The sequence below is a fragment of the Enterobacter sp. I4 genome, assembly GCF_022669095.1.
Taxonomy (GTDB): Bacteria; Pseudomonadota; Gammaproteobacteria; order Enterobacterales; family Enterobacteriaceae; genus Enterobacter; species Enterobacter pasteurii.
Map to the genome: position 1 here is coordinate 2,239,131 of NZ_JALBUO010000001.1, position 22,616 is coordinate 2,261,746.

At 57.0% G+C, this 22,616-nt stretch carries 22 protein-coding genes; 10 read left to right on the top strand and 12 right to left on the bottom strand.

The genetic code is table 11. The features are described from left to right. Positions 1-3: 3 nt before the first annotated feature. A complete protein-coding gene (ydcK, locus tag MOQ06_RS10690) occupies positions 4-984 on the top strand; it encodes a YdcK family protein (RefSeq protein ID WP_242172845.1) in 981 nt (326 codons plus the stop codon). Here ydcK and rimL read toward each other — a convergent pair. Further along, complete coding sequence (gene rimL, locus MOQ06_RS10695; protein WP_242172847.1) at positions 979-1,518, bottom strand: 50S ribosomal protein L7/L12-serine acetyltransferase; 540 nt, start codon at positions 1,516-1,518, stop codon at positions 979-981. The two genes, ydcK and rimL, sit on opposite strands and share 6 nt — an antisense overlap. Positions 1,519-1,571: 53 nt before the next feature. Beyond that, positions 1,572-3,227 carry a glucan biosynthesis protein gene (locus tag MOQ06_RS10700; protein WP_242172849.1) on the bottom strand — a complete coding sequence of 552 codons (1,656 nt, stop codon included), beginning with the start codon at positions 3,225-3,227 and terminating at the stop codon, positions 1,572-1,574. 30 nt (positions 3,228-3,257) lie between these two features. Between MOQ06_RS10700 and MOQ06_RS10705 the strand changes: the two genes are divergently transcribed. Next, positions 3,258-3,530 carry a hypothetical protein gene (locus MOQ06_RS10705; RefSeq protein WP_176610361.1) on the top strand — a complete coding sequence of 91 codons (273 nt, stop codon included), beginning with the start codon at positions 3,258-3,260 and terminating at the stop codon, positions 3,528-3,530. A gap of 53 nt (positions 3,531-3,583) precedes the next feature. Here MOQ06_RS10705 and MOQ06_RS10710 read toward each other — a convergent pair whose 3' ends face one another. Together MOQ06_RS10710 and MOQ06_RS10715 are read right to left on the bottom strand one after the other, a co-directional pair. After that, positions 3,584-4,357, bottom strand: coding sequence for an ABC transporter substrate-binding protein (locus MOQ06_RS10710; protein WP_176610362.1), 774 nt, complete (start codon positions 4,355-4,357; stop codon positions 3,584-3,586). Positions 4,358-4,388: 31 nt separating this feature from the next. Beyond that, positions 4,389-5,558: a pyridoxal phosphate-dependent aminotransferase gene (locus MOQ06_RS10715; protein WP_242172851.1), complete on the bottom strand. Its 1,170-nt coding sequence runs from the start codon at positions 5,556-5,558 to the stop codon at positions 4,389-4,391. A 113-nt stretch (positions 5,559-5,671) separates the two neighbouring features. Between MOQ06_RS10715 and MOQ06_RS10720 the strand changes: the two genes are divergently transcribed. Next, entirely contained in the window at positions 5,672-6,514 is an 843-nt protein-coding gene (locus tag MOQ06_RS10720; RefSeq protein ID WP_242172854.1) for a LysR family transcriptional regulator, read from the top strand. Here the strand turns inward: MOQ06_RS10720 and MOQ06_RS10725 are convergent. Both MOQ06_RS10725 and MOQ06_RS10730 read right to left on the bottom strand, forming a co-directional pair. Then, positions 6,501-8,006, bottom strand: a complete 1,506-nt coding sequence (locus tag MOQ06_RS10725) for a carboxylesterase/lipase family protein (protein WP_242172858.1) — start codon at positions 8,004-8,006, stop codon at positions 6,501-6,503. The genes MOQ06_RS10720 and MOQ06_RS10725 overlap by 14 nt on opposite strands. A gap of 42 nt (positions 8,007-8,048) precedes the next feature. Further along, positions 8,049-9,392: a VOC family protein gene (locus MOQ06_RS10730; RefSeq protein WP_176610366.1), complete on the bottom strand. Its 1,344-nt coding sequence runs from the start codon at positions 9,390-9,392 to the stop codon at positions 8,049-8,051. 227 nt (positions 9,393-9,619) lie between these two features. Here MOQ06_RS10730 and MOQ06_RS10735 point away from each other — a divergent pair, with 227 nt between their 5' ends. Continuing rightward, positions 9,620-10,543 (top strand): LysR substrate-binding domain-containing protein, encoded by a 924-nt coding sequence (locus MOQ06_RS10735; protein WP_148419492.1) that lies wholly within the window; start codon positions 9,620-9,622, stop codon positions 10,541-10,543. Between the two features lie 41 nt (positions 10,544-10,584). Here MOQ06_RS10735 and MOQ06_RS10740 read toward each other — a convergent pair whose 3' ends face one another. The 3 genes from MOQ06_RS10740 to MOQ06_RS10750 all read right to left on the bottom strand — a co-directional run bounded on the left by MOQ06_RS10740 (position 10,585) and on the right by MOQ06_RS10750 (position 13,862). Then, positions 10,585-12,276 carry a methyl-accepting chemotaxis protein gene (locus MOQ06_RS10740; RefSeq protein ID WP_242172859.1) on the bottom strand — a complete coding sequence of 564 codons (1,692 nt, stop codon included), beginning with the start codon at positions 12,274-12,276 and terminating at the stop codon, positions 10,585-10,587. Between the two features lie 159 nt (positions 12,277-12,435). After that, positions 12,436-13,554: an S-(hydroxymethyl)glutathione dehydrogenase/class III alcohol dehydrogenase gene (locus MOQ06_RS10745; protein WP_148419490.1), complete on the bottom strand. Its 1,119-nt coding sequence runs from the start codon at positions 13,552-13,554 to the stop codon at positions 12,436-12,438. 32 nt (positions 13,555-13,586) lie between these two features. After that, entirely contained in the window at positions 13,587-13,862 is a 276-nt protein-coding gene (locus MOQ06_RS10750) for a metal/formaldehyde-sensitive transcriptional repressor (protein ID WP_148419489.1), read from the bottom strand. Between the two features lie 245 nt (positions 13,863-14,107). Here MOQ06_RS10750 and MOQ06_RS10755 point away from each other — a divergent pair, with 245 nt between their 5' ends. The 5 genes from MOQ06_RS10755 to MOQ06_RS10775 all read left to right on the top strand — a co-directional run bounded on the left by MOQ06_RS10755 (position 14,108) and on the right by MOQ06_RS10775 (position 16,367). Then, positions 14,108-14,713, top strand: coding sequence for a transporter (locus tag MOQ06_RS10755; protein ID WP_242172861.1), 606 nt, complete (start codon positions 14,108-14,110; stop codon positions 14,711-14,713). A gap of 237 nt (positions 14,714-14,950) precedes the next feature. After that, positions 14,951-15,223 (top strand): CsbD family protein, encoded by a 273-nt coding sequence (locus MOQ06_RS10760; protein WP_148419487.1) that lies wholly within the window; start codon positions 14,951-14,953, stop codon positions 15,221-15,223. Between the two features lie 184 nt (positions 15,224-15,407). Continuing rightward, on the top strand, positions 15,408-15,647 hold the full coding sequence (gene ycgZ / locus MOQ06_RS10765) for a regulatory protein YcgZ (protein WP_193355075.1): 240 nt from the start codon (positions 15,408-15,410) through the stop codon (positions 15,645-15,647). A 118-nt stretch (positions 15,648-15,765) separates the two neighbouring features. Then, positions 15,766-16,065 carry a hypothetical protein gene (locus tag MOQ06_RS10770; protein ID WP_148419485.1) on the top strand — a complete coding sequence of 100 codons (300 nt, stop codon included), beginning with the start codon at positions 15,766-15,768 and terminating at the stop codon, positions 16,063-16,065. Between the two features lie 23 nt (positions 16,066-16,088). Next, positions 16,089-16,367: a biofilm development regulator YmgB/AriR family protein gene (locus MOQ06_RS10775; RefSeq protein WP_148419484.1), complete on the top strand. Its 279-nt coding sequence runs from the start codon at positions 16,089-16,091 to the stop codon at positions 16,365-16,367. An 85-nt stretch (positions 16,368-16,452) separates the two neighbouring features. On the opposite strand, the gene MOQ06_RS10780 is transcribed toward MOQ06_RS10775, so the two are convergent. Continuing rightward, entirely contained in the window at positions 16,453-17,910 is a 1,458-nt protein-coding gene (locus MOQ06_RS10780) for an EAL domain-containing protein (protein WP_242172862.1), read from the bottom strand. 285 nt (positions 17,911-18,195) lie between these two features. Here MOQ06_RS10780 and MOQ06_RS10785 point away from each other — a divergent pair, with 285 nt between their 5' ends. Continuing rightward, positions 18,196-19,080: a MarR family transcriptional regulator gene (locus MOQ06_RS10785; protein WP_176611220.1), complete on the top strand. Its 885-nt coding sequence runs from the start codon at positions 18,196-18,198 to the stop codon at positions 19,078-19,080. Positions 19,081-19,113: 33 nt separating this feature from the next. Here the strand turns inward: MOQ06_RS10785 and MOQ06_RS10790 are convergent, their stop codons facing one another. Together MOQ06_RS10790 and MOQ06_RS10795 are read right to left on the bottom strand one after the other, a co-directional pair. Further along, positions 19,114-20,289 carry an HlyD family type I secretion periplasmic adaptor subunit gene (locus MOQ06_RS10790; RefSeq protein WP_148419482.1) on the bottom strand — a complete coding sequence of 392 codons (1,176 nt, stop codon included), beginning with the start codon at positions 20,287-20,289 and terminating at the stop codon, positions 19,114-19,116. After that, positions 20,286-22,451 (bottom strand): type I secretion system permease/ATPase, encoded by a 2,166-nt coding sequence (locus tag MOQ06_RS10795; RefSeq protein ID WP_242172864.1) that lies wholly within the window; start codon positions 22,449-22,451, stop codon positions 20,286-20,288. Before MOQ06_RS10795 ends, MOQ06_RS10790 begins: the two co-directional genes overlap by 4 nt. Positions 22,452-22,616: the final 165 nt, after the last annotated feature.

Sequence of the window (22,616 nt, forward strand, 5' to 3'; positions counted from 1 at the left end):
ACCATGACAAAATACCGGCTCAGCGACGACACCCGGCTCTGGCACTGGCTGGACGGTGCGACGCCGCGCACCACCACCCTCAGACAGATCGTTGCCGTGTGCGATTTTAGCGATGTTGCCAGCGGGACAAAAGGCGGATGGGTCGAGGACGAGCGCGCGCTCGCACAGGACGGCGCGTGCTGGATTTACGATGAAAACAGCGTGGCGTTTGCGGGTGCCCGAATAACCGGTAACGCCCGCCTCACCCGGCCCTGCACCGTCAGCCACCGCGCGCAGGTTGGCGGCAACAGCTGGCTGGATGCCGCAGAGGTGAGCCACGGCGCGGTGATAGGTGACAACGTCACGATTCAGCAGTCTACGGTCCGCGGCGAGTGCCATATCGCTGGCGACGCGCGGGTACTGCATAACAGCACGATCGTCGCAGCTAAAGGGCTAACCACGGACCATGACCAGATCCTCAAAATTTACGACAGGGCCACGGTCAGCCAGTCGCGGATCGTCCATCAGGCGCAAATCTACGGCGATGCCATGGTGACGCACGCCTTCGTTGAGCACCGTGCGGAGGTGTTCGATCGCGCCATTCTTGAGGGCAACGAAATAAATAACGTCTGGGTCTGCGACTGCGCCAAAGTGTACGGCAACGCCCGCCTGCTGGCTGGCCTGGACGACGATGCTATCCCCACCGTACGCTACAGTTCACAAATAGCGGAAAACGCCCTCGTAGAAGGCAACTGCGTCATTAAGCACCACGTGTTAATTGGCGGCGAGGCGCGGCTACGGGGCGGCCCGATCCTGATTGACGACAGGGTCGTGATCCAGGGGCGCGCGCGCATCGTCGGCGATGTGCTGATCGAGCATCAGGTGGAGATAACAGACGATGCGGTTATCGAAGCGTTTGAGGGCGAGAGCATTCACGTTCGGGGAGTAAAGGCAATCAACGGCAGCGCGCGGATCACCCGAACGCCGCTGCTGGGGGCGCTATAGGGGAAAAATTCTGGCGTAGAGGTTTACGTCATCGTAGCGGCCGTTCAGCATTTCGGCCTCCCGCAGGCACCCTTCCAGCGCAAAACCGTTGCGCTGGGCCACGCGGTTACTGCTCAGGTTATCCACCCGGCACTTGATGACAAAGCGGCGGATCTCGCCGCGCCCGACGTAATAGCGCATAAACGCCCGTAGCGCCTGAGAGAGAATGCCCTTCCCCTGTTGCCCTTCGTCGAGCCAGTAGCCGATGTACCCGGCTTTGTTCGCAGGCTCAATCGCATTGAACGACAGCACGCCGGCCAGCTCGTCTTTAAAGAAAATCAGGAACATTTTGGCGTAGCCGCGCTGGTGCAGCAACTGGTTGCTCTGCACGTTGCGGCGGGTATCTTCTTCGGAGCCCACGTGCTGCGCCCAGTCGAAGGCGGTTTGCAGCCAGATTTTGTTTTTGACAACGAGGCCGTGCAGGTCGGCGGTATACCGCTCTTCGACGGCGCGAAGCTCGATATCCTGGTTCACGGGGATAATTTCTGAAGACATAGGCCTCTCACTTGCCGGGTAAGCGTGGCGCCACCCGGCACGGTTTCACAAAGCTAGCGCATGATCCGGTCGTCAACGTAGTTACGCTTGTCCGGCGCTGGCGGGAAGTACTGATACAGCCAGGTTTCGCTGATGGCGTCGCCCTGACAGCGCAGGAACAGGCGCATATCTACCGGCTCGGTAGCGTCAGAGGTTGGGTACCAGTCAAACAGAATGCGATACCCGTCGAACGGCTCGACGTAGAGGATCTCCACCTGCTTCGCTTCACCGCTGGAAAGGGTAATCACCGGCTCAATGCCCTTCGGCGCGGCGGCCTTCAGATCGCCACCGACGAAATCAATGGCAAAGCGACGCGCCCACACTTTCGGGTAGTGCTCGCCCGGTGCCCAGCCTTCCGGGAAGCCGCCCATGCCGGTGCGGGTCGCGTAGACGTTCGCCAGCGGCGAGCGCACCGGAGGCTGCGCGCTCCAGGTAAGACGGTATTTGTAGTTCAGCTCATCGCCCGCTTCTACCGCTTTTTCCGGCTGCCAGAAGCAGACCACGTTATCCAGCGTTTCACCGGTGGTCGGGATCTCCATCAGCGCGATGGAGCCTTTGCCCCAGCTATTGCGCGGCTCCACCCACAGGCTCGGGCGCTTGTTGTACCAGCCCATCACGTCCTGATAGTGGGAGAAGTCGCGGTCAAGCTGCAGCAGGCCAAAGCCTTTCGGGTTTTTATCCTGGAAGGCGTTGAACTGCAGTTTTTGCGGGTTGTTCAGCGGACGGCAGATCCACTCGCCGTTGCCGCGCCACATCGCCAGACGATCCGAGTCATGGATCTGCGGATGGATGGTATCGCACATGCGGCGTTCGTTGTTGCCGCAGCTAAACATGCTGGTCATCGGCGCGATGCCGAGCTGCTTGATGTCTTTGCGCGCGTAAAGATGGTTTTCCACGTCCATAATCACCTGGCTCTTCTCGCAGTGGATCACGAACTTATAGGCACCGGTAATACTCGGGCTGTCCAGCAGCGCGTAAACGGTAAAGGTGGTATCCCCCGGCTTGACGGTTTCAAACCAGAAGGAGGTGAAGTCCGGGAACTCTTCCGGCGTGTCGGTAAAGGTGTCTACCGCCAGACCGCGCGCGGAAAGGCCGTACTGGTAGGTATCATCTACCGCGCGGAAGTAGCTTGCGCCCAGGAACGAAACGATGTCGCGCCGCGCCAGCTCGGGCGCTTTAAAGACGCGGAATCCGGCAAACCCGAGATCGCTCTGCCCTTCAAGCTGTTTAGTATCCACGCCCGTATCGCCGTAGCTGAACAGCTCGGGACGGAAATGGATCTCACGCGCCTGTGAGGTGCTTTGATCCAGCGAGAACATGCGCACGCGGCGACGGAACCCCATCCCCATATGGAAGAACTGGGCGTCCAGCTGACGGCCTTCAATGTTATTCCACAGGGACTGCTTCTCATCGTAACGGATGGCGTTGTACGCCTGCGGCGTCATGGTCGCCAGCGTTTCCGGCAGCGGACGCGGCGCACCGCCCCACGGGGTTTTCGCCAGATCGTGCGCCATGGATTGCAGGACGCTGAAGTCAAAGCGATGGCTCTGACCGTCCGCAATGTCGGAATCAGCAGCATACGCCGCCTGGGAAAACAGAGAAGCAAGGCCAGAAGTGCCGCTCAGGGCAGCCATTGCCAGGGAACCTTTGAGAAAACGTCTGCGATTCATGCCTGAGAAAACGTCCTTATGGTCGTGTGAGTGCGTTTCGCGCGCGGCGAAATGACGGCAAGAAAGAACGCACAGCCTAAACAAAAACGGTTAAGAATCCAATTGTTGGCGGGTGATTATCTGAACAAACTGAGAAATATTTTCTGTCGACCAGAACGGCCTGAAAGTGGTGTAAAAAACAGTAAATACGCAAAATCATTCATGCTGGATCAAGGCGACAGGTGTGTGGATCATCAGGAGCTTACTTTAGAAAGTGACTGGGGTGAGCAGACGAAGGCAGCGCAGAGGCAGCATGAAGGATGAAGCGTATTAAAAGTGTCCCGGCTGGACATCGACAGCCGGGACAAACGAGGCGGTTATTTTACGCTGACATCGATACCCGGAAAGTACTTATCAGCCAGTTTAGCGATCGTGCCGTCGGCACGTACTTTATCAATTGCGGCGTCAAGCTGCTTTTTGGTGGCCTCATCCCCCTTACGCAGCCCAAAGCCGATACCACTGCCGAGGATGGTGTCGTCCGACACCGGTTTGCCGATAAAGCCAAACCCTTTACCCTGCGGCTTGCTGAGGAAACCTGCCTGCCCGGCCGCGGACATCACCAGCGAGGCATCGATGCGGCCATTCAGCAGATCGCCCCACGCCATGTTCTGATCTTTATAAGACACCACGGTGACACCGTGCTTTTCCCAGTGCTCTTTGGCGTACGTTTCCTGAATTGAACCCTGGAGAACGCCGATGGTTTTGCCCTTCAGACCTTCCGGCGTGGCCTCTACCGCCGAGCCGGCTTTGCCTACCAGCTGGGAGGGAATGCGGTAGATTGGCTGGGTGAAATCAATACTCTTGCGGCGCTGCTCGGTGATGTTCATCGCCGAGTTGATGGCGTCGAACTTTTTCGCCACCAGGCCCGGGATCAGCGCATCAAACGAGGTTTCCACCCAACTGCACTTCAGCGCGGCGGCTTTACAGATGGCGTTTCCCAGCTCTACGTCAAACCCTTCCAGCTCGCCTGAGGCATTGCGGCTTTCAAACGGCGGATATTCCGCCTCCAGCCCGTAACGCAGCTCGGTGGCCGCGAAGGACGAAAACGAACACAGCAGTCCCATGCCGATAACTAACGCGCGTAATTTCATCTCAAACTCCTCAGATCCTGATGGGATAGGCTCAACGTGGTGTAACCCGGCACAGGGCCCTGGCACCAGCCCGTAACGTCGCCTCATCTTTCGCAAAAGAGAGACGAATCAACTTATTGTCCGTGCCGTCGGCGTAAAACGCCGACAGCGGAATCGTGGCAACGCCGCAGTCGACGATCAGCCGTTGCACCATGTCGCTGTCCCGCTCGCTGCTGAAGCCGCTGTAATCCGCCAGCAGGAAGAACGATCCTTTGCTGGGCAGCAGCGTAAAGGGAGAGTCGGCCAGTAAACTTTGCAGCAGATCGCGCTTGCGCTGATAAAATGCCGCCAGAGACAGCCAGGTTTGCGGATCGGTCATGTGCTCTGCAAAGGCGTGCTGCATTGGCGTATCGGCAGAGAACATCAAAAACTGATGGACTTTGCATATCTCATCCATCAGCGCCGCGGGTGCCACACAATAACCCACCCGCCAGCCGGTCACGTGATAGGTTTTTCCGAAAGAAGAAATAATGACGCTGCGCTCCGCCAGCTGCGGGTGCGTAGCCATCCCGTGGTGCGGAACGCCGTCAAAAACGACGTGCTCATACACTTCGTCAGACAAAATGATGATGTCGGTATTGCGCGTAAGCGCCGCGAGCTGGTGCAGGTCCTGTGCCGAGAACACCTGTCCGCTCGGGTTATGCGGCGTATTAACGACGATCATCCGCGTCCGCGGGGTGATCGCCGCGCGAACCTCATCCCAGTTCACGGCAAAATCCGGCACCGTAAGCTTAATGGCGACGGGCGTCGCCCCCTGCAGCCGGACAATCGGCGCGTAGCTGTCAAAGGACGGTTCGAAATAGATCACCTCATCGCCCGGATGAACCAGCCCGCTGATGGCCGAATAGAGCCCTTCGCTGGCGCTGGCGGTCACCAGCACCTCACTGGAGGGGTCATAGCGCGTGCCGTAAAGCGCGGCAATTTTATCCGCGATACGTTCCCTGAGCGGTTGCAGACCGATCATGGAGGCGTACTGGTTATGCCCGGCCTCCATGGCGCGGGTCACGCCGGCAATGAGCTTAGGGTCGCAGGAAAAATTCGGCGCGCCCTGAGAAAGGTTGATGGCGTTATGCTGGGCAGAAAGCTGGCCGATAACGGTAAAAATGGTGGTCCCCACATCTGGCAGTTTGGAACGTGTCTGCACCGGCGTTTGTAAACTCATCCTCTGTCCCTTCTCATGGTTAATGCATAACTATTCAAACAACAACTGCGCTGTCGGGACAACCGAATTGTTGTCATAATAGCCATGACTAAAACGCATAGCTAAGGTGGGGTATGTCGCGTCGTTCGTTTCCGCTCAATGCCGTAGAGGCTTTCCTGGTGACCGCGCGTCACCTGAACCTGACCCACGCCGCGAAGGAGCTTTGCCTTACGCAGGGGGCGGTAAGCCGTAAAATCGCCGCGCTGGAGGGCTGGTTTGGGTTCCCGCTTTTTGAACGCCATGCGCGCGGCCTGCGCCTCTCCTCCCAGGGAAGCGCCCTGCTGCCGGAGCTACAGTCCGCGTTTGAGCAGCTGCTGAACGTGGCCGAGCAGGCTCGGGCGCACCAGACCGTCATTCGCCTGAAGGCCCCAACCTGCGCCATGCGCTGGCTGGTTCCTCGCCTGCTGAAGGTGGAGCGCGAGCAGCCGGACCTGCAAATTGCGCTTACCACCACCAACGATCATAACGTCAACTTCAAAACCGAATCCTACGATGCGGCGATTGTGTTTGGCACGCACATGAGCGCGGGCGATCTGCTGTTCGAGGAGGCGTTGACCCCGGTAATGAACCCGCTGCGGGCCGGTTCGGCGCTGGAAACGCTCACCTTTCTTCACCCGACGCGTGACAAAACGGACTGGTCGCTGTGGCTGGCGAAACAGCCGCGCCCGGCGCAAGCCATGCTTAAAAATCAACACTTCGATACCATGGATCTGGCGATTACGGCCGCCATTCAGGGGCTGGGCGTCGCCATTGCGGATGAAACGCTGGTGGAAGAGGACGTGCGCGCCGGGCGGCTGATGCGGCCTTACGATACGAGCATCAGGACCGGCGCGAGCTACCGGCTGGTACTGCGTGAAGCACCCGGCCCGGAGAACGGGCTGGATGCGTTTCGTGACTGTCTGCTCAGTCGAGGCTGACGTGGTGTTTCATCACCCGCCTGAAGAGGCTCATGCGGGCGCGCATAAAGCGGTTTTCAAGCCTGAACCCTGCATGTTTATTCACGCCGATGCGTAACAGTACATCCCGCCCCTTGCGGCAGGCCGGCCAGCGCGTCGGTCCTGCCAGGCTGTCACGTTTACCCGCGTCCCGCGCGAAGCTCACCCAGTAGTCCGCCACCCGAGCGGCGAAGGCCAGATCGCGTTCGTTCACATACTGTCGCGAGGGCTCAACCTGCCCGAGGGTGTCGAACACGTAAGGCACCTCGTTGCCGTGCCAGGCGCCGTTAACGTACGTCGCGTGTTCCGCTTCGGCCACATAATCAAACCAGTAGCGCCAGCACAGGCCCCCCGCCCGCTGCTGCGCCTGCATCACCACGTATCCCATGGTGGTAAAGGCCATATCGCGGCACACCTGCCTGCCCAACTCCTCGTCGCCCCTCACGCCCGGATAGAGCAGCTTTATCAGCCCGAGGCCAAAGCGCCGCTCGCGGCGGAGCTTCTGGATTTGCCCGGCCAGATCGACGCCAAATACCGACATCACGCTGGCTTCGTCGCTGTTCGACCCCACCATCACCGGGACCGGATGCTGACGGGCCGCGAAAAAGACGTCGAGCATGGCTTCCGGCAGCACGCAGTCACCCACGATGGGTGCGGGGGCGATATTCAGCGGCGCGGTAAGCGGCCAGAACGCCTCAGGAGGGATCGCGCGAAGCTGCTCTGCGGTGGCGTTTTCAAAGCCGAAATGGGCGGCAATGGCTTCGCCTTTTCGCATCGCCTGCTCACGCGGCGTGTCCGGCAGGGTATACCCGCTTTGCACAATGGCCTTATGGAACAGCCCTTCCGCCAGCGGAGAAGCCAGCAGCGACAGCACGCTGCGCGCGCCGGCGGACTCGCCGAACAGGGTGATGTTGTCGGGGTCGCCGCCGAACGCGGCGATGTTATCCCGCACCCACCTCAGGGCTTCGATCTGATCGAGCAGGGCAAAATTATGCACCACGCGCTCCTCTTCACCCTCCAGCGCCGGATGGGCAAAAAAGCCGAGGTGTCCGAGGCGGTAGTTGATGGTCACAACCACCGCGCCGCGCCTCGCCAGCGCCCTGCCGTTATAGGGAGGAAGCCCGCCCGCGCCGAGGGTAAACCCGCCGCCGTGCAGCCAGACCATCACCGGCAGCGGAGCGGTGCGCGACGCGGGCGACCAGACGTTGAGATACAGGCAGTCTTCAGAGAACTGGCCGGGATCGCCGCCGCCCAGCTCCTGGCATCCTTCGCTGCTCTGCCAGCTGGAGGAGGAGAACGACGTCGTCTGGCGCATGCCGTCCCAGCGCGGAGCGGGTCGCGGGGAGCGCCAGCGCCACGGGCCAACCGGCGGTGCCGCATACGGAATGCCGCACCACGCGTGGGTATCGTCTTCAGTAAAACCAATCAGTGCGCCCAGGCGCGTTTCAACTACAGGGGCGGAGGGATTTTCCATATCAACCTTCTTTTTCCAACACACCCCAGCAGAGTAACGCTTTCAGAGCAAACCGCAACGCTGTTTACTGCGCTGTTCCGCCTCCTGGTAAAGCGAAAACTCGTCATACACCGCACAGCCCAGCGCCGCTTCGAAGGCGTTGCGGCTGGCATTGCCGTGGCTGCGCGCCTGCGTTTCGTTGCCGAGATTCGACTGGAATATCCCCGCCGCGCTGACCGGCAGAAAATCCTCATAGGTGATAGGCTGCGCCACGACCCAGCCGCGCTCGATCAGCGGCTGCGGATCGTCACCTGCACGAAACGCGTGGCGATGCGCCTCGCCTGTCGGGGTCAGACGATAGCGGAAGTAGGCCAGCCCCTGGCGGCGCAGGAACATTTCGCTGTCCGGGAAGGCGCTGAATACCTCGCGCAGGTGAAGCTGATGGGTCAGGTTGTCTTTGCCGGTCCCCGCCTGATTCAACAGGCTATCGTACAGCTCGCGGCCTTTCGGCGTTAGCGCCACGCCGCGCTGCTCAATTTCACCGAAACGCGCGGTATGGGTTCCCTTATGTTCACCCGCAAAAAGTACCGGCTCTTCCAGCGCCTTAAAGCTGGTCTGGCGCAGGAGGATTGGCACCTCGCGACGCGGCGGCCCTTCAATCAGGATTTTCGGCTCAATACCGTATTTCGGCATCAGCTCCTGCACCCGGTCGATATCCAGCGTGCGCGGCGTGAGATGGTTAATATGGCAACCCGGGAAGCAGACCACGTCGGCGATCAGGCGGTGTTCGTTGCTCAGCGCCAGGTAGGTTTCCCTGTCGACCGTCGCGTGGCGGTGCCAGCGGAAGGTTTCCAGCGCCTCCTGCACAAACTCCCGCGCCTGCGCCCCGGTAAAGTGTCCCTGCGCGTCATGCAGGTCGAGCAGCTCAAGGCAGCGCGGCGTAAAGATGTTGCGGCGGGAGAGGATCGCCGCCGCCCTTTCGCGCAGCTCAGCGTTCCCGATTAACTCCAGGCGCAGCAGCGAGGTGAAAATGCGAAACGGATTGCGGCACAGCGCGGCATCCTCAACCGGACGAAACGCCGTCGAGTGGACGGGAACGCCCGCCTGGGAGAGATCGTAATAGCTGACCGGGTACATGCCCATAATGGCGAAGATCCGGCGCAGGGTGGAAAGCTCCTGCGCGGTGCCGACGCGGATCGCACCGTGACGTTCAACATTCAGGCGCGCCAGCTCGTCCGCATTTGCCAGTTGTTCATGTAAAAGTGGGTTATTTTCCAGAACCGCCAGGTTAACGTCCGCCACCAGTTCCAGCAGCGTGCCGTACTGCGGAACTTCCTGCTGGTACATCGCCGACATAGCCTGCGAAAAGTGTTCCCGAATATCATCAGCCGTGATGGTGTTCGCCATGATGTCATGCCTCCAGTGAATACTACCTGGAGTGTAGAGAAGCCCGTTCCTTTCGTCGGGAAGAATTTACGAATTGTGATCCAGACAGACGAGTGGTCAAAGCATGGGCATTTTCGAAAAACGGTTGTAACTCAAATAGATCAAATGTTAAAAATATTTTGCTATCAGGTTATCAAATTCAAACATCTTAACTTGTCACCCGCGTCGCTCTGTTTTTAACATCGCCTATGGAAAAAAATGCTCTTTTCAGTCAGCGCATACGCTTGCGCCATTTGCATACTTTTGTAGCCGTCGCTCAACAGGGAACGCTGGGGCGAGCGGCTGAAACCCTTAACCTCAGCCAGCCCGCGCTTTCAAAAACGCTGAACGAACTGGAACAGCTTACCGGAACCCGGCTGTTCGATCGCGGTCGCCTGGGCGCCCAGCTTACGCTTATGGGCGAACAGTTTCTGACGCATGCCGTTAAGGTTCTGGATGCCCTCAATACCGCCGGTCAGGCGCTGAACCGCAAAGAAGAGCCTGCCAGCGACATCGTGCGCGTGGGGGCACTTCCCACCGCGGCGCTGGGCATTCTTCCCGCCGCCATTGGCCAGTTCCACAGGCAGCAAAAGCACGCCACGCTCCAGGTGGCGACCATGAATAACACCATGCTGCTGGCTGGGCTGAAGTCGGGCGAGCTTGACCTGGGTATCGGCCGGATGTCCGACCCGGAGCTGATGAGCGGCCTTAACTACGAGCTGCTGTTCCTGGAATCACTGAAGCTGGTGGTGCGTCCAAATCACCCGCTGCTGCAGGATACCGTGACCCTGAGCCGCGTGATGGAGTGGCCGGTGGTGGTCTCACCAAAAGGAACCGTTCCGCGCCAGAATGCGGAAGCGCTGCTGCAAATGCAGGGCTGCACGCTTCCTTCAGGGTGTATTGAAACGCTTTCGGCGTCGCTGTCTCGCCAGCTCACGGTGGATTATGACTACGTGTGGTTTGTGCCGTCCGGCGCGGTGAAGGACGATCTGCGTCGCGGCGTGCTCACGGCGCTGCCGGTCACGTCGCCCGGAGCGGGAGAACCGATCGGGATCCTGACGCGGGTAGACGCCCCGCTTTCCGACGGCGCCCAAACGCTGCTAAGCGCCATTCGAAAATCAATGCCTCTCTGACGCGATGCTCAGAACCCGCCGCGAAGGCGGGTTTTTTTGACCTAAAACGTTTCCCAGTTATCCCCTGAAACGGCAGCCGCCGGAGCCAGCGGCGCGTTTTTTACCGCCGGTGCAGCGGTCGCGGGCCGTCCCGCACGCGAGCCGGCGAGACGAAACGCCCCGACGGCTTCGGTCAGTCGTGCGCCCTGCTCTTCAAGCGATGCCGCCGCCGCGGAGGCTTCCTCCACCAGCGAGGCGTTCTGCTGCGTCACTTTATCCATCTCGGAAATCGCCTGGCTCACCTGAACGATGCCGCGGCTCTGCTCGTCGGATGCCGCCGCAATCTCCAGCATGATATCGGTGACGCGCTTAACCGCCTCCACGATTTCATTCATGGTATTGCCCGCAGCAACCACCTCGCCGGAACCCTGATCGATAAGCGACACCGATTCATTAATCAGGCTTTCAATCTCCTTTGCGGCGTTCGCGCTGCGGCTGGCCAGCGTACGGACTTCGCTCGCCACCACCGCAAAGCCGCGCCCCTGCTCACCCGCACGCGCCGCTTCTACCGCCGCGTTGAGCGCCAGAATATTGGTCTGGAAAGCAATGCTGTTAATCACGGCGGTAATTTCAGAGATCTTCTTCGAGCTGGTGGAGATGTTGCCCATGGTTTTCACCACGCCGGAGACCATCTGTCCCCCGCGGCTGGCCTTACCGGAGGCATCTTCCGCGAGTTTGCTCGCATGGTGCGCGTTATCGGCGTTCTGCTTCACCGTCGCGGTGAGCTGTTCCATGCTGGCGGCCGTCTGTTCGATGGCCGCCGCCTGCTGCTCGGTGCGGGAAGAGAGATCGGTATTTCCGGCAGAAATCTCGCTGGTACCCCGGTAGATCTCCTCCGCCCCCTGCCGCACGGTGCTCACGGTGCTGACCAGCGCGTGCTGCATGGTTTGCAGATCGTGCGTCAGGCGGCCGATTTCGCTGCGCCCGGTCGGTTCGTCCGGCAGGGTTAAATCGCCCTTCGCGATATTCCCGATGCGCGTCGCGGCTCGCTGCAGCGGGTTAATCACCGTGCGGCGCAGCACCACAAAGGTAATCACCGCCAGCGCCAGCGCCAGCCCAAAGGCGCCGAACATGAAGATTAGACCTAACCGGGTGCGGGTATGTGCCTGCGCCGTCAGGGCGTTTGCGCGGTCGGTGCGAATTTTTATCGCCTTCAGCAACACCGCGTTATAGGCATCGTCCAGCGGGCGCGCGGTTTCGTTCTCATGGTTGATGATGGCTTCAAACATGCCGTTTTTGGCGTATTTAAGCATCGGCTGCATGCCGGCAATGTAGGCGTCGTAGCGGGCTTTCAGATCGCCATCCAGCGCTTCATCCGCCGGAGTGCGAACGGTGCGCTTCATGTAGGCGGCAAATCCATCCTGCGATTGCTTCAGGCGGGTTTCGGCCTCGGCGATGTTTTGCTTCATCGCCTCCATTTCCGCAATACGGCTCGCCGCCCCGGCGTGGATCATGTTGATGCGGGCGGTGCGTAAATGGTTAGAGCTGTTCGATAGGCCGGTACGCACCTGGATTTCTGCCGTGACGTCCTGCTGATCGTTGTCGGCCTGAAGCAGGAAATAGCCCGCCAGGCCCGAGCTCAATGCAAACAGGAGAATAATGCCACCGAGAATGGAGGAAAACAGCGGAACCAGCCGGATGTGATGCAGAAAGCTCAGCCTGTGCTGCGCCTGCATTGATGTTGTGTTGTCCATGACCGTCGACTCTCTTATAGGTAAGATGCGTAAAAACACGCCTGTAAAATAGTCATCGGCACGGCCGGGGATTAGATTACGCCTAAAAGCGCCAGACAGGTCACACTTTAGAGAAGTTCAGGGAAGAAAGGCCAGCGGCAAAAACCGCTGGCAGAATAATTAGTTGTCGCCGAAGTGAATAACGGTACGAATGGATTTACCTTCGTGCATCAGATCGAACGCTTCGTTGATCCGATCCAGCGGCAGGCGGTGGGTGATGAACGGATCGAGCTGAATTTTGCCCGCCATGGCATCTTCAACCATTCCCGGCAGCTGCGTACGGCCCTTCACGCCGCCAAATGCCGAGCCGCGCCAGACGCGCCCGGTCACCAGCTGGAACGGACGGGTTTTGATCTCCTGACCAGCCCCGGCCACGCCGATGATAATGCTCTCGCCCCAGCCCTTATGGCAGCACTCCAGCGCCGAGCGCATCACGTTGACGTTGCCGATACATTCAAAGCTGAAGTCCACGCCGCCGTCGGTCAACTCAACAATCACCTCCTGAACCGGCCTGTCGTAGTCTTTCGGGTTAACAAAGTCGGTCGCGCCCATTTCACCCGCCAGCCTGAACTTCTCCGGGTTGGTATCAACGGCAATGATACGGCCCGCCTTCGCCTGTACCGCGCCCTGGATAACCGCCAGGCCGATGCCGCCGAGGCCGAACACCGCCACGGTGTCGCCCTCTTTTACCTTCGCCGTGTTATGCACCGCGCCGATACCGGTGGTCACGCCGCAGCCGAGCAGGCAGACTTTATCCAGCGGCGCCTGCGGGTTGACTTTCGCCAGCGAGATCTCGGCGCAGACCGTATATTCGCTGAAGGTGCTGGTGCCCATGTAGTGATAGATTGGCTCACCGTTGTAGGAGAAACGGGTGGTGCCGTCCGGCATCAGGCCTTTGCCCTGGGTGGCGCGTACGGCCTGACAGAGGTTGGTTTTGCCGGATTTACAGAACTTACACTCGCCGCACTCCGCGGTGTACAGCGGGATCACGTGGTCGCCGGGCTTAAGGCTGGTCACGCCTTCACCCACTTCCACCACCACGCCGCCCCCTTCGTGCCCGAGCACCGCCGGGAATACCCCTTCCGGATCCTCGCCGGACAGGGTAAACGCATCGGTATGGCAGACGCCCGTATGGGTGATCTTGATCAGCACTTCGCCTTTTTTAGGCGGCGCCACATCAATTTCAACAATCTTCAACGGCTGGCCTGGGCCAAACGCGACAGCTGCGCGAGATTTCATAATGTCTTTCCCCTGTTGTGTGGTGTGTGGGTTTATTTTAGATAAGAGCGCAGCAAATGGCCGACTTCTGCCATACGCGCGGCCCGCTGATCCGGGGTTGTCTCTCCCGTCACCAGCTCATCTTTGAGGTGAATTTCGACCATCTCCCCCATCAGGCCATTCGCCGCACCGCGTACGGCCGCGATCTGCTGGAGGATAGCCAGGCAGGGCTCGCCCGATTCCAGGGCGCGTTCAAGGGCATCGACCTGGCCCCGAATACGGCGCACTCGCGTGAGGATACGTTTTTTGTCTTCAGGTGAATGTGGCATATGCCCTCCGTATACTATAGGGGGGTATACTACCTCGCATGTTGCTCACCTGTAAACAATAAGAAAGATATTTGAATTGAGCGTAACCCTTCCAAACGGTACAGACGATATTTACGGCATATGTTCTCCACCGCTGAGGCTATTTAGCTCGTAATGTTAAAAATTTGCACTTATAACGCACGATGTGAACAGAAATAACATTTTCGTCACCTAACATAGTCGCGATAAACAAAATGGTGGTGTTAATGATTGTACTAAAAAGCTTTTTATTCTTCGCTGGCGCAGCGGCCGCCTGCGCACTTGGCGTACTTTGCCTTTGGGTGGACATGCACTTTTTTGGTCATGACATCCCAGAATTATCAATGACCGAAATCATGCAGGAAACGGTATTAGCGGCCATCGTATTTCTCCATTTTCGGCTCGCAAGGCTGTATGTTGCCATGCGCTACTGCAATATTCTGGTGGGAGGTTTTTTCCTGAGCATGTTAATTCGCGAGCTGGATGCCCTTTTCGATCTTATTTCTCACGGCAGCTGGGTGTGGTTCGCCCTTATTACCGCGCTGGCGGCGCTTATTCGCCCATTAATGCATTATCGTGAAACGCTGGACCAGCTGGCAAAATATACACAATCGCCGTGGTACGGCATTCTGCTGAGCGGCCTGCTGTGCGTGCTGGTCTTCTCCCGCCTGTTCGGTATGCAGGAGCTATGGCACGCCATCCTGGAGCATGGCTATATTCGCGTAGTGAAAAACGCCGTTGAGGAAGGTAGCGAAACGTTCGGCTATATGCTGTGCCTGAGCGCTTCCCTTGGCTATTACGCTACCTTTCGCCAACGCGAGGGTCGGAAATAATCCGCTTTCCCGCTGCGTATGGAGTCGTTATTTCGCGCTCGCGGCCGGCCTATATCCCGGCGCCCCTTTAAGACATTAACTTTTGTTAATTAAGGATACGGGTTTATTTCGTAGAAGGTCAGAGAGTGAAAGGTAGACATATCCTAAAAATGCGCAATCTGCTGCCGATTTCAGCAGTTTATCTCTCACTTCCGCCATCAGCGACTATCCTTAATCTACCAACAAAAGGAGGCAGGAATGTCTGATATCGACGCTGATAAAAACGCACAATACGCTGGCGATAAAGCCAAAAACAAACTCGATGAATTGTCCGGCTCTGCGCAGCAGCAGTTTGGCGAGTTCGTTGATTCCCCTAAGCACCAGGTGAAGGGGGCGGCGAAAAAATACGCGGCCCAGGCCAGCGATGCCGTTTCGGACGTCACTGAAGCCGTCAGAAACAACCCGCTAACCGGCTTAATCGCCGCAGGTGCGGTTGGTATCGTCCTGGGGCTTTTGCTGGGACGTAAATAACATCAGGCCCTCCGGGGCCTTTTTCTCTCTCCCTCCCCTTTCCTCCCCCCTAATTCTGATAGTTCTGGGGTCAAACGTACGCTCTGTACAACAAACTTGTACAATTTCTATGTACAGATTTGACTAAATAGTATAAATTCCATTCCAGTGATGTTACACAATTGTTTGTTAACGGTGGAAAATTATGCGTCGCAACCATGCTCCCTCTACAGCAGAAAGCGCTATCACGTTGTATTTCAACAAAGATAACGTGCCAACACAGCAGGAAACGCTCGGCGCCATTGTTAGTGAAATCATTAAAGAAAATGTACAACTGAGCAGAATGACAATTTGTACAAAGCTCTTACGCCGGATTGAGGAGTCAAATTCCGACGTCGAGAAAGCACACTATAACGGTCTGATCGCCCTTTTCTTCGAGCGTTAACCTGAACACTGTTTTTTAACTTACTAAGTTAGGCACGCTGAGCGAGAATAGCTATATCGAACGCGATGACTAACCCCATGCTACAGCCTGCCGCGTGTAGCAGAGTGAGATTGAAGCTATGCATAGAACTAAATTTGAACGACTTAAAGATGACCTGATTGGTGAGGCCGTTTTATCAATCCTGAAAGAGAACGGGCCGATTACCTTTGCGTCTCTTGCCAGTCGCCTCCGGGCAATGGCTACCGTTGAATCAAATGACGAACGTAAAAATGCATTGGTTGCTGCTGAAGATGAAGTGCGCCAGCGCGTAACCGGCGTATCGCAGGATCGAGGAAGGGTCATAGGAGATTATGACATCGGCCGCATGCGCTCTCTCTTCAGCAAAACCACGCTTCTGGCCCCAGACAAGAAACACTAATTTTAACCGACACGGTGACCACCATGAGTAAAGCGCTTAGGCAGCAGACGTACAACTTTGAAGCACTGCACGATAAAGGACTGGCAGAACATTTCCTGAATGCGGGAACGCATCTCAGCGGTGAGGTTGAAGTATTAGGCTCTGCGATACGCTGCATTATGCTGACCGGCGATAATCTTTCTAATAAAGAGATTATCCTGCAACTTATTCACGCTCTTGAAATTACGCCAGAGCCTGATGCCTGTGACGTTATTCGCAACACGCTTGAAATTGTGGTCGGTTTTACTCGTGATGATATCTGAGAACGGTCTGTATCAACGGTGAGTCTCCGTTTTAAATGCTGGTGGTTAACTAAAAGCCTGCTTTTATTCTTCCACCAGCGTACCGCTAGCTAAATAACCGCACCATACGATCTAACTCTTCTTCTTTTACCGCCCGGGAAAAATAGTATCCCTGGAAGCGCTTAACGCCCAATGCGACAAGCTTTTCAAATTTTTCCTCGCTGTCCACCCCTTCCGCAACGCATTCCCCGCCCGTCAGATCGCTATAAATCTGTATTGCCTTAATAATATTATATTCATTATCGTTAGCGACAAACGCCTCGACGATATCCCGGTCGAGCTTAAGACCATCAAAGTGAACCTGTCTGACGGGAAACATCGCGTGATCTCGTGAAAAACAGTCATCCAGAAACAAACGACAGCCAGCGCTGCGTAAGCGCTGAAGCGTTTCGGGTATATTTTTATCCTTCGTGACGTCAACGGTTTCCGCTAATTCAAAGACAAGCTTATCGGCCCATTGCGTCTTAAGTAACATCTCAACGGCCTTTTTCGCCATGCCCGGCAGCGCGTTTCCGGACGCCAGCTGGGGCGGTATATTCACTGAAAAATAATATTTACCGTTGTATTTATTAATGCCGGATACGGCAGCGTGGATCGCCAGCGCCGTCAGCTTTAGCCATATTTCAGCGTTTTTTATACCGCTAAGAAACTGGCCCGGCTTAATAATTTCTCCGTTTTTATTCCAGCGCAGCAAAATTTCAAACCCTACCCCTTTTTTATCGCCGTCGGTAATAATCTGATATGCCGCAAAGATTTCCCGCTTGTGCAGCGCCTGTAATACCGCCACTTCCGCTTCTGAAAAGGCCTGCTGATTATCAGGCGCAATATAGACTTCATCCCTGAATACGCGCGAATCGTTAAACCACAGCCGAATAAGATGCAGCTTGGTTAAACCCACCTTACGATGGCTATAGACGGTTTTATCCGACACCCCCAGCTTCACGCATAACGCCTTAATTGAAACCCCGCGATAAAAGTTCAGCAATACGTCCAGCTCACGCTTCGTTAAGCCATGCACATTTTCTTTTTCTCCATTATCGGGAACGTCACGCAAAAGGCGTGACGAACGTGCCTGGCCGTTCGAATTATTCGTTAACTTATCTATGACCTCTGAAATATTCGCTATGCGGATCCTGGAGAGCATTTTTTTATTACTGACGAGGCTTTTCAGCGTGGCGTAGAGCCACCTTTCAGGCACTGCGCCATACAGCGTGACGCCGGAAACAGCGGGCAGCGCATTAAGAACGGATACCAGCCGCTTCAGGCTTTCAAGAAAGGCGGCAACGTCGCGACCAAGAAAAACAGAAATGGTAACTGATTGATTATATGCCATTTTACTCACATCAGCCGAACACACCTCATCCTCTTCAAAACGGAGGCGCGTGACGTTTACGCCACGGGCCTTAAGGAGCTGGCTGTACCCCTGGAAGGTAAAGGCGCAGGATGAAATAACAAATCGTTGCTCAGAACACGCGTCGTTCAGTGAAGATAAATGTTGAGGCATAACCTGCTCCTGAGAATGAAGATGTCATTCCCGCTGGGGATGAAAATCAATAATTCGCGTTGCACAACATTATTTTACCGCACCCCCTAAGGTTAATAAACCGTTATCAATGTTAAGTACCGGAACATCTTTGGGTTAATCAACCGGCGCATCCATAAGCCGTATAAATATAACTTTCTTTTCATATAACGTAAGTATCCGGGACTTTCTCAAGGTATAATGAAAATTCCGAAAAAGAAGAGCGGACACTTCATCTTATCGGCTCATACAAAAAGAGAAAATGCTATGGATAATCATATCTCATCCAGGGCCTTGTTACATCGACGGGATGTCATTAAGCACAACCCGCGATTTAGCGAAGCCATAAAAGAGCACTACAGAATTAATGACGCCATCTATAAAAAACAGCCCCTGTTCTACAAGACGATGCTTCAGGAATCACGCTTCAATATAATACTGTCTATGTGTTGTTTTGTTTTTGGCAATCAGGCCGAGTCAGTTTCAGAAATTAAGGAATTGTGCTCCCGCTATAATATCGCCAGCCCTAACAGCGTTATCGCGATCATCACAATACTGAAAACCACCGGGCGAATTAAGACCTGGCGCTGCACCGAAGATCGACGAAAGACAAAAATCGCCCCTACGGATAAGGGACTCGATGAGCTTAAGCGCTATATGTCCGGGGCATTTACGCCCGTGAGCATTCTTTATCCGGCATTCAATATAAACGTTAACCTGCTGGATAATGATATTTTACGACACAACTTTTTCCGGCGGGCTGCGGAATATCTTTTCCGGGGATTAACGTTCAGAAAAGTACTTCCTGAGGTCGGGTTATTTATCGATAAAGATGGCGGCCGCATGATTATGCTGTATCTCTACTTACAGGCCATTGATAATAAAACCGCACACGGCGCAACCATTGCGTATTCAGCCAGCACGCTGGCAAAAGAATTTTTTGTTTCGCGTATTCACGTTAACCGGATTATCAAGTCGGCACAGGAGGCGGGTTATCTAAAAGATCGCGGCGACGGCCGGATGTCGGTCTACCCGGCATTTATTGAGCTTGTCGAAAATTATGCCGGGCTCTATTTCGCCTATGTCACCCATTACATCAACGTGGTGCCAAAAGAACGACGCCATGCCCCCAGCATGACGTCCGCATACTAATCTCACCGGCGTTCGGCTTGCTGAACGCCTTTTTTATCGCTCGCGAAGCGCCTCTTTTGCTTTATTGAGCGGCTTCAGCAGATAATCAATAATCGATTTACTGCCGGTTTTGATATCGACGGTGGCTATCATGCCCGGAAACACCGGAAATGCTTTACCCTGCCTGTTCGTCAGGTGGTTACTCTCCGTACGGATATAAACGCGATAGTAATAGACGTCCCTTTTTACCTCGTCCTGGAGCGTATCCGGGGAAATCATCGTCACCTCGCCCTTCAGCCCGCCGTAGATGGAGTAGTCATAGGCGGTAATTTTGACCAGCGCTTTTTGCCCCGGATGGATAAACGCCACGTCGCGCGGGGAGATTTTCGCCTCGATAACCATCTGGTCGTCAAGCGGGACCAGGCTCATCAGCTTGCCGTTTGGCGGGATCACCCCGCCTACCGTCGTCACGTCAATATCCTTTACGATGCCGCGCACCGGCGCATTGAAGGTCAGACGAGTCAGCGAATCTTCGCGCCCTTTCATGACGGAACGCTGCGCTTCGATCTCCGCGTTGGCCTTCGCCAGCTCTTCACGCGCGCGAACGTAGTACTGGTTCTTCATCTCGGTGATTTTATTCTCAAGCTCGTTCTTCTGGCGCTCAAGACGCAGCACTTCGACCTTGCTGGCGGCGCCCTGCACAACCAGCGGACGGGTTAGCGCAAGCTCGCGCTGCACCAGCGCCGCTCCCTGACGCAGCCCGGCCAGCCCTTTTTCCAGGCTCTCGCGGCGTGACTGATAAAGTGCCGTTTCCTGCTTAACCAGCTCGACGTCATCGTCCAGCTCCGCCGGGAAAGCCAGCGCCGTATCGTTTACCTCGGCCTTCAGGCGCGCGGCGGTTGCCAGCGCGGCATTCAGGCGGGATTCACTCTCCAGCACGCTGGATTCCGTTTTGGTGCGGTCGAGCTGCGCCAGCTGCTGGCCCCGCTCGACGATATCGCCTTCGCGCACCAGCAGGCTGTGAATAATCCCCCCTTCCAGGGACTGGATCACCTGTTCGTGGGACGAGGGGATCACCTTGCCGCTGCCGGTCGTCACCTCATCCAGCTGGAACAGGCTGGCCCAGATGATAAAGACCGCCAGCAGGGCAAACAAAGACCAGGCCACCAGCGTGGAGCGCGGCAGGCGCGGCTCCTTCAGCCGGCTGTTAAAACGGGAGAAATCATTCATGCCACGCCCTCCGCTTTCAGTTTGACGGTACGCTGGGGCGCCTGCTGCGGCGCCATGCCGTGCTGGCGCAGGATGGCATCGCGCGGGCCGTCCATCACCACTTTACCGTTTTCCAGCACGATGATGCGGTCCACCAGCTCCAGAATCGGCAGACGATGGGTAGCGACCACCAGCGTCCGGCGCTTGCCCAGCCACTGCCTGAGGTGCTGAATAAACTGCTTTTCGCTCACCTCGTCCAGCCAGGCGGTAGGCTCGTCCAGCAGCAGAATATTCGGCGACGTGATCAGCGCGCGGGCCAGCAGCAGCGCCTGACGCTGGCCGCCTGAAAGCCCCGCGCCCCCTTCATTGATGATGTAGTTCAGCCCCATTTTCTGCTTACGCACAAACTCCAGCGCGCCGCTGTTGACCAGCGCCTGGTGGATCTCGTCGTCCGTCGCCAGCGGGTTACCCATCAGGATGTTGTCCCGCACGGAGCCAAAGAACAGCCGCGCCTGCTGGCTCAGCAGCTGCATGTCGCGGCGCACGTCGGCCGGGTCCAGTTGATTGAGCGCGATATCGTCCAGCAGAATGCTGCCCTGCTGCGGCTCCTGCATGCCCGCCAGCAGCTGTAGCAAGGTGCTTTTCCCGGAGCCGTTGCGCCCGAGTACCGCCACGCGCTCCCCGGCGCGAATGCGCAGCTTGCTGATGCTCAGCACGGTAAGCTTCTCTTCTTCGTCATAGTAAAAGCCCACGTCGTCGAGGGCGTAGTCGCCCCGCAGGTGCGCTTTGTGCACCTTTTTGCCCTGCTGAGGATCGTCAATCGGGCGCTGCATCAGGTCGTCCAGGCCCTTTCTCGCCACCTTCGCCGACTGCCAGCGGGAGAGTACGCCCGAAATCTGTGAGAGCGGCGCGATAGTGCGCGAGGCCAGAATCGAGGTCCCCACCAGCGCGCCGGTGGTCATATCGCCGCTGATAACCAGATAGCACCCTACCAGCAACACTACCGCGTAAACTATGGACTGTACCTCCTGCGTCCACGTCAGCAGCAGCCCCGTCAGCCAGCGCTGCTTCATGCCGACGCTGGCAGCCACGTCGTTGGTGTTGTTCCACTGGTTCTGAAAGCGCTGCTCGGCGCGCATGAGCTTAATGTCCTCGATGCCCTGCACCGCCTCCACCAGCGTGGCGTTACGGATGGCCGATTCGCGCATCCCCTCGCTGGACAGCTTCCCGAGCGGGCGCTGTACCAGCAGGCCGGGGATCAGCAGCAGCGGAACGGCCAGCAGCACCACCAGCACCAGCGGGCCGCCAATCATCCACAGGATGAAGACAAACAGCAGGAAGAACGGCAGATCGGAGATGGCCGCGATGGTGGTTGAGGTGATTAGCTCGCGCACCGACTCCAGCTCGCGGATCTGGGCGATAAACGAGCCGGTCGACCTTGAGCGAGCGCCGTTTTTGATCCGCAGGGCGTGGGCGAACACGCGTTCAGAAATGCGCAGATCCGCGCGTTTCCCCACCACGTCCGAAATATGTACCCTCAGCATGCGCATGATGAACTCGAACACAATGGCAATCATTACCCCGCCGAACAGAACCCACAGCGTGGCCTCCGACTGCGACGGCACCACCCTGTCGTACACCTGCATGGAAAAAACCATCCCGGAGAGCGCCAGCACGTTAGCGACCAGCGCCACCAGCATGATGTCGCCGTAGCGCCGCCAGTCCTTCAGCGCCAGCTGCCAGAACCAGTTCTTCTCGTACGGTTTGATGTACTCGTCTACGCGGGCATCCGGCGTGGACTCCAGCGGGCGCAGCACCATCAGCCCCTTCAGGCGTGGCCCCAGCTCTTCGCGGGTGAGCGTCGTCTCAAGGCCGCCGTCGCCGCTAAACTGCAGGCTGACGTTGCCGTCGCTGTCCATACGGTTAATCACCGCAATCTGCCCGCCGGTAAATTCCGCCAGCAGGGGTAAACGCCACGGATCGAGCGAGACCGCCTCCGCCGCCACCATACGCATCCCCAGCCCCAGCTGGCGCGCCATCTCCTCCAGCACCAGCTGGCGCGGCGACTGACTTTCGTGGTTAATCGTTACCCGAACATGCTCAGCCGAAAAGTCCAGCCGATAGTGCTTCGCGATGATGAGCATGCCCTGCAGCCAGGGTTCGTACTGTGGATGTGTCTTCATAATGCTACGTCCTGTTCAGGGCGATAATTTCGCACTGAAATGATACCTTTGCGGGACGATAAGTAATGGAACGATCCCTAAACGAACCCGCAAAATAATCTTGTGAAATATAGGGTTATGGCTATTCGTGTAAAGAAACGCAAAAGGCCGCGAGGATCGCTCCCC

What these genes read in the sequence shown, in the direction of transcription:
- ydcK (WP_242172845.1), top strand. Translation starts at nt 4, where the DNA reads ATGACAAAATACCGGCTCAGCGACGACACCCGGCTCTGGCACTGGCTG.
- rimL (WP_242172847.1), bottom strand. Translation starts at nt 1,518, where the DNA reads ATGTCTTCAGAAATTATCCCCGTGAACCAGGATATCGAGCTTCGCGCC.
- MOQ06_RS10700 (WP_242172849.1), bottom strand. Translation starts at nt 3,227, where the DNA reads ATGAATCGCAGACGTTTTCTCAAAGGTTCCCTGGCAATGGCTGCCCTG.
- MOQ06_RS10710 (WP_176610362.1), bottom strand. Translation starts at nt 4,357, where the DNA reads ATGAAATTACGCGCGTTAGTTATCGGCATGGGACTGCTGTGTTCGTTT.
- MOQ06_RS10715 (WP_242172851.1), bottom strand. Translation starts at nt 5,558, where the DNA reads ATGAGTTTACAAACGCCGGTGCAGACACGTTCCAAACTGCCAGATGTG.
- MOQ06_RS10720 (WP_242172854.1), top strand. Translation starts at nt 5,672, where the DNA reads ATGTCGCGTCGTTCGTTTCCGCTCAATGCCGTAGAGGCTTTCCTGGTG.
- MOQ06_RS10725 (WP_242172858.1), bottom strand. Translation starts at nt 8,006, where the DNA reads ATGGAAAATCCCTCCGCCCCTGTAGTTGAAACGCGCCTGGGCGCACTG.
- MOQ06_RS10730 (WP_176610366.1), bottom strand. Translation starts at nt 9,392, where the DNA reads ATGGCGAACACCATCACGGCTGATGATATTCGGGAACACTTTTCGCAG.
- MOQ06_RS10735 (WP_148419492.1), top strand. Translation starts at nt 9,620, where the DNA reads ATGGAAAAAAATGCTCTTTTCAGTCAGCGCATACGCTTGCGCCATTTG.
- MOQ06_RS10740 (WP_242172859.1), bottom strand. Translation starts at nt 12,276, where the DNA reads ATGGACAACACAACATCAATGCAGGCGCAGCACAGGCTGAGCTTTCTG.
- MOQ06_RS10745 (WP_148419490.1), bottom strand. Translation starts at nt 13,554, where the DNA reads ATGAAATCTCGCGCAGCTGTCGCGTTTGGCCCAGGCCAGCCGTTGAAG.
- MOQ06_RS10750 (WP_148419489.1), bottom strand. Translation starts at nt 13,862, where the DNA reads ATGCCACATTCACCTGAAGACAAAAAACGTATCCTCACGCGAGTGCGC.
- MOQ06_RS10755 (WP_242172861.1), top strand. Translation starts at nt 14,108, where the DNA reads ATGATTGTACTAAAAAGCTTTTTATTCTTCGCTGGCGCAGCGGCCGCC.
- MOQ06_RS10760 (WP_148419487.1), top strand. Translation starts at nt 14,951, where the DNA reads ATGTCTGATATCGACGCTGATAAAAACGCACAATACGCTGGCGATAAA.
- ycgZ (WP_193355075.1), top strand. Translation starts at nt 15,408, where the DNA reads ATGCGTCGCAACCATGCTCCCTCTACAGCAGAAAGCGCTATCACGTTG.
- MOQ06_RS10770 (WP_148419485.1), top strand. Translation starts at nt 15,766, where the DNA reads ATGCATAGAACTAAATTTGAACGACTTAAAGATGACCTGATTGGTGAG.
- MOQ06_RS10775 (WP_148419484.1), top strand. Translation starts at nt 16,089, where the DNA reads ATGAGTAAAGCGCTTAGGCAGCAGACGTACAACTTTGAAGCACTGCAC.
- MOQ06_RS10780 (WP_242172862.1), bottom strand. Translation starts at nt 17,910, where the DNA reads ATGCCTCAACATTTATCTTCACTGAACGACGCGTGTTCTGAGCAACGA.
- MOQ06_RS10785 (WP_176611220.1), top strand. Translation starts at nt 18,196, where the DNA reads ATGGATAATCATATCTCATCCAGGGCCTTGTTACATCGACGGGATGTC.
- MOQ06_RS10790 (WP_148419482.1), bottom strand. Translation starts at nt 20,289, where the DNA reads ATGAATGATTTCTCCCGTTTTAACAGCCGGCTGAAGGAGCCGCGCCTG.
- MOQ06_RS10795 (WP_242172864.1), bottom strand. Translation starts at nt 22,451, where the DNA reads ATGAAGACACATCCACAGTACGAACCCTGGCTGCAGGGCATGCTCATC.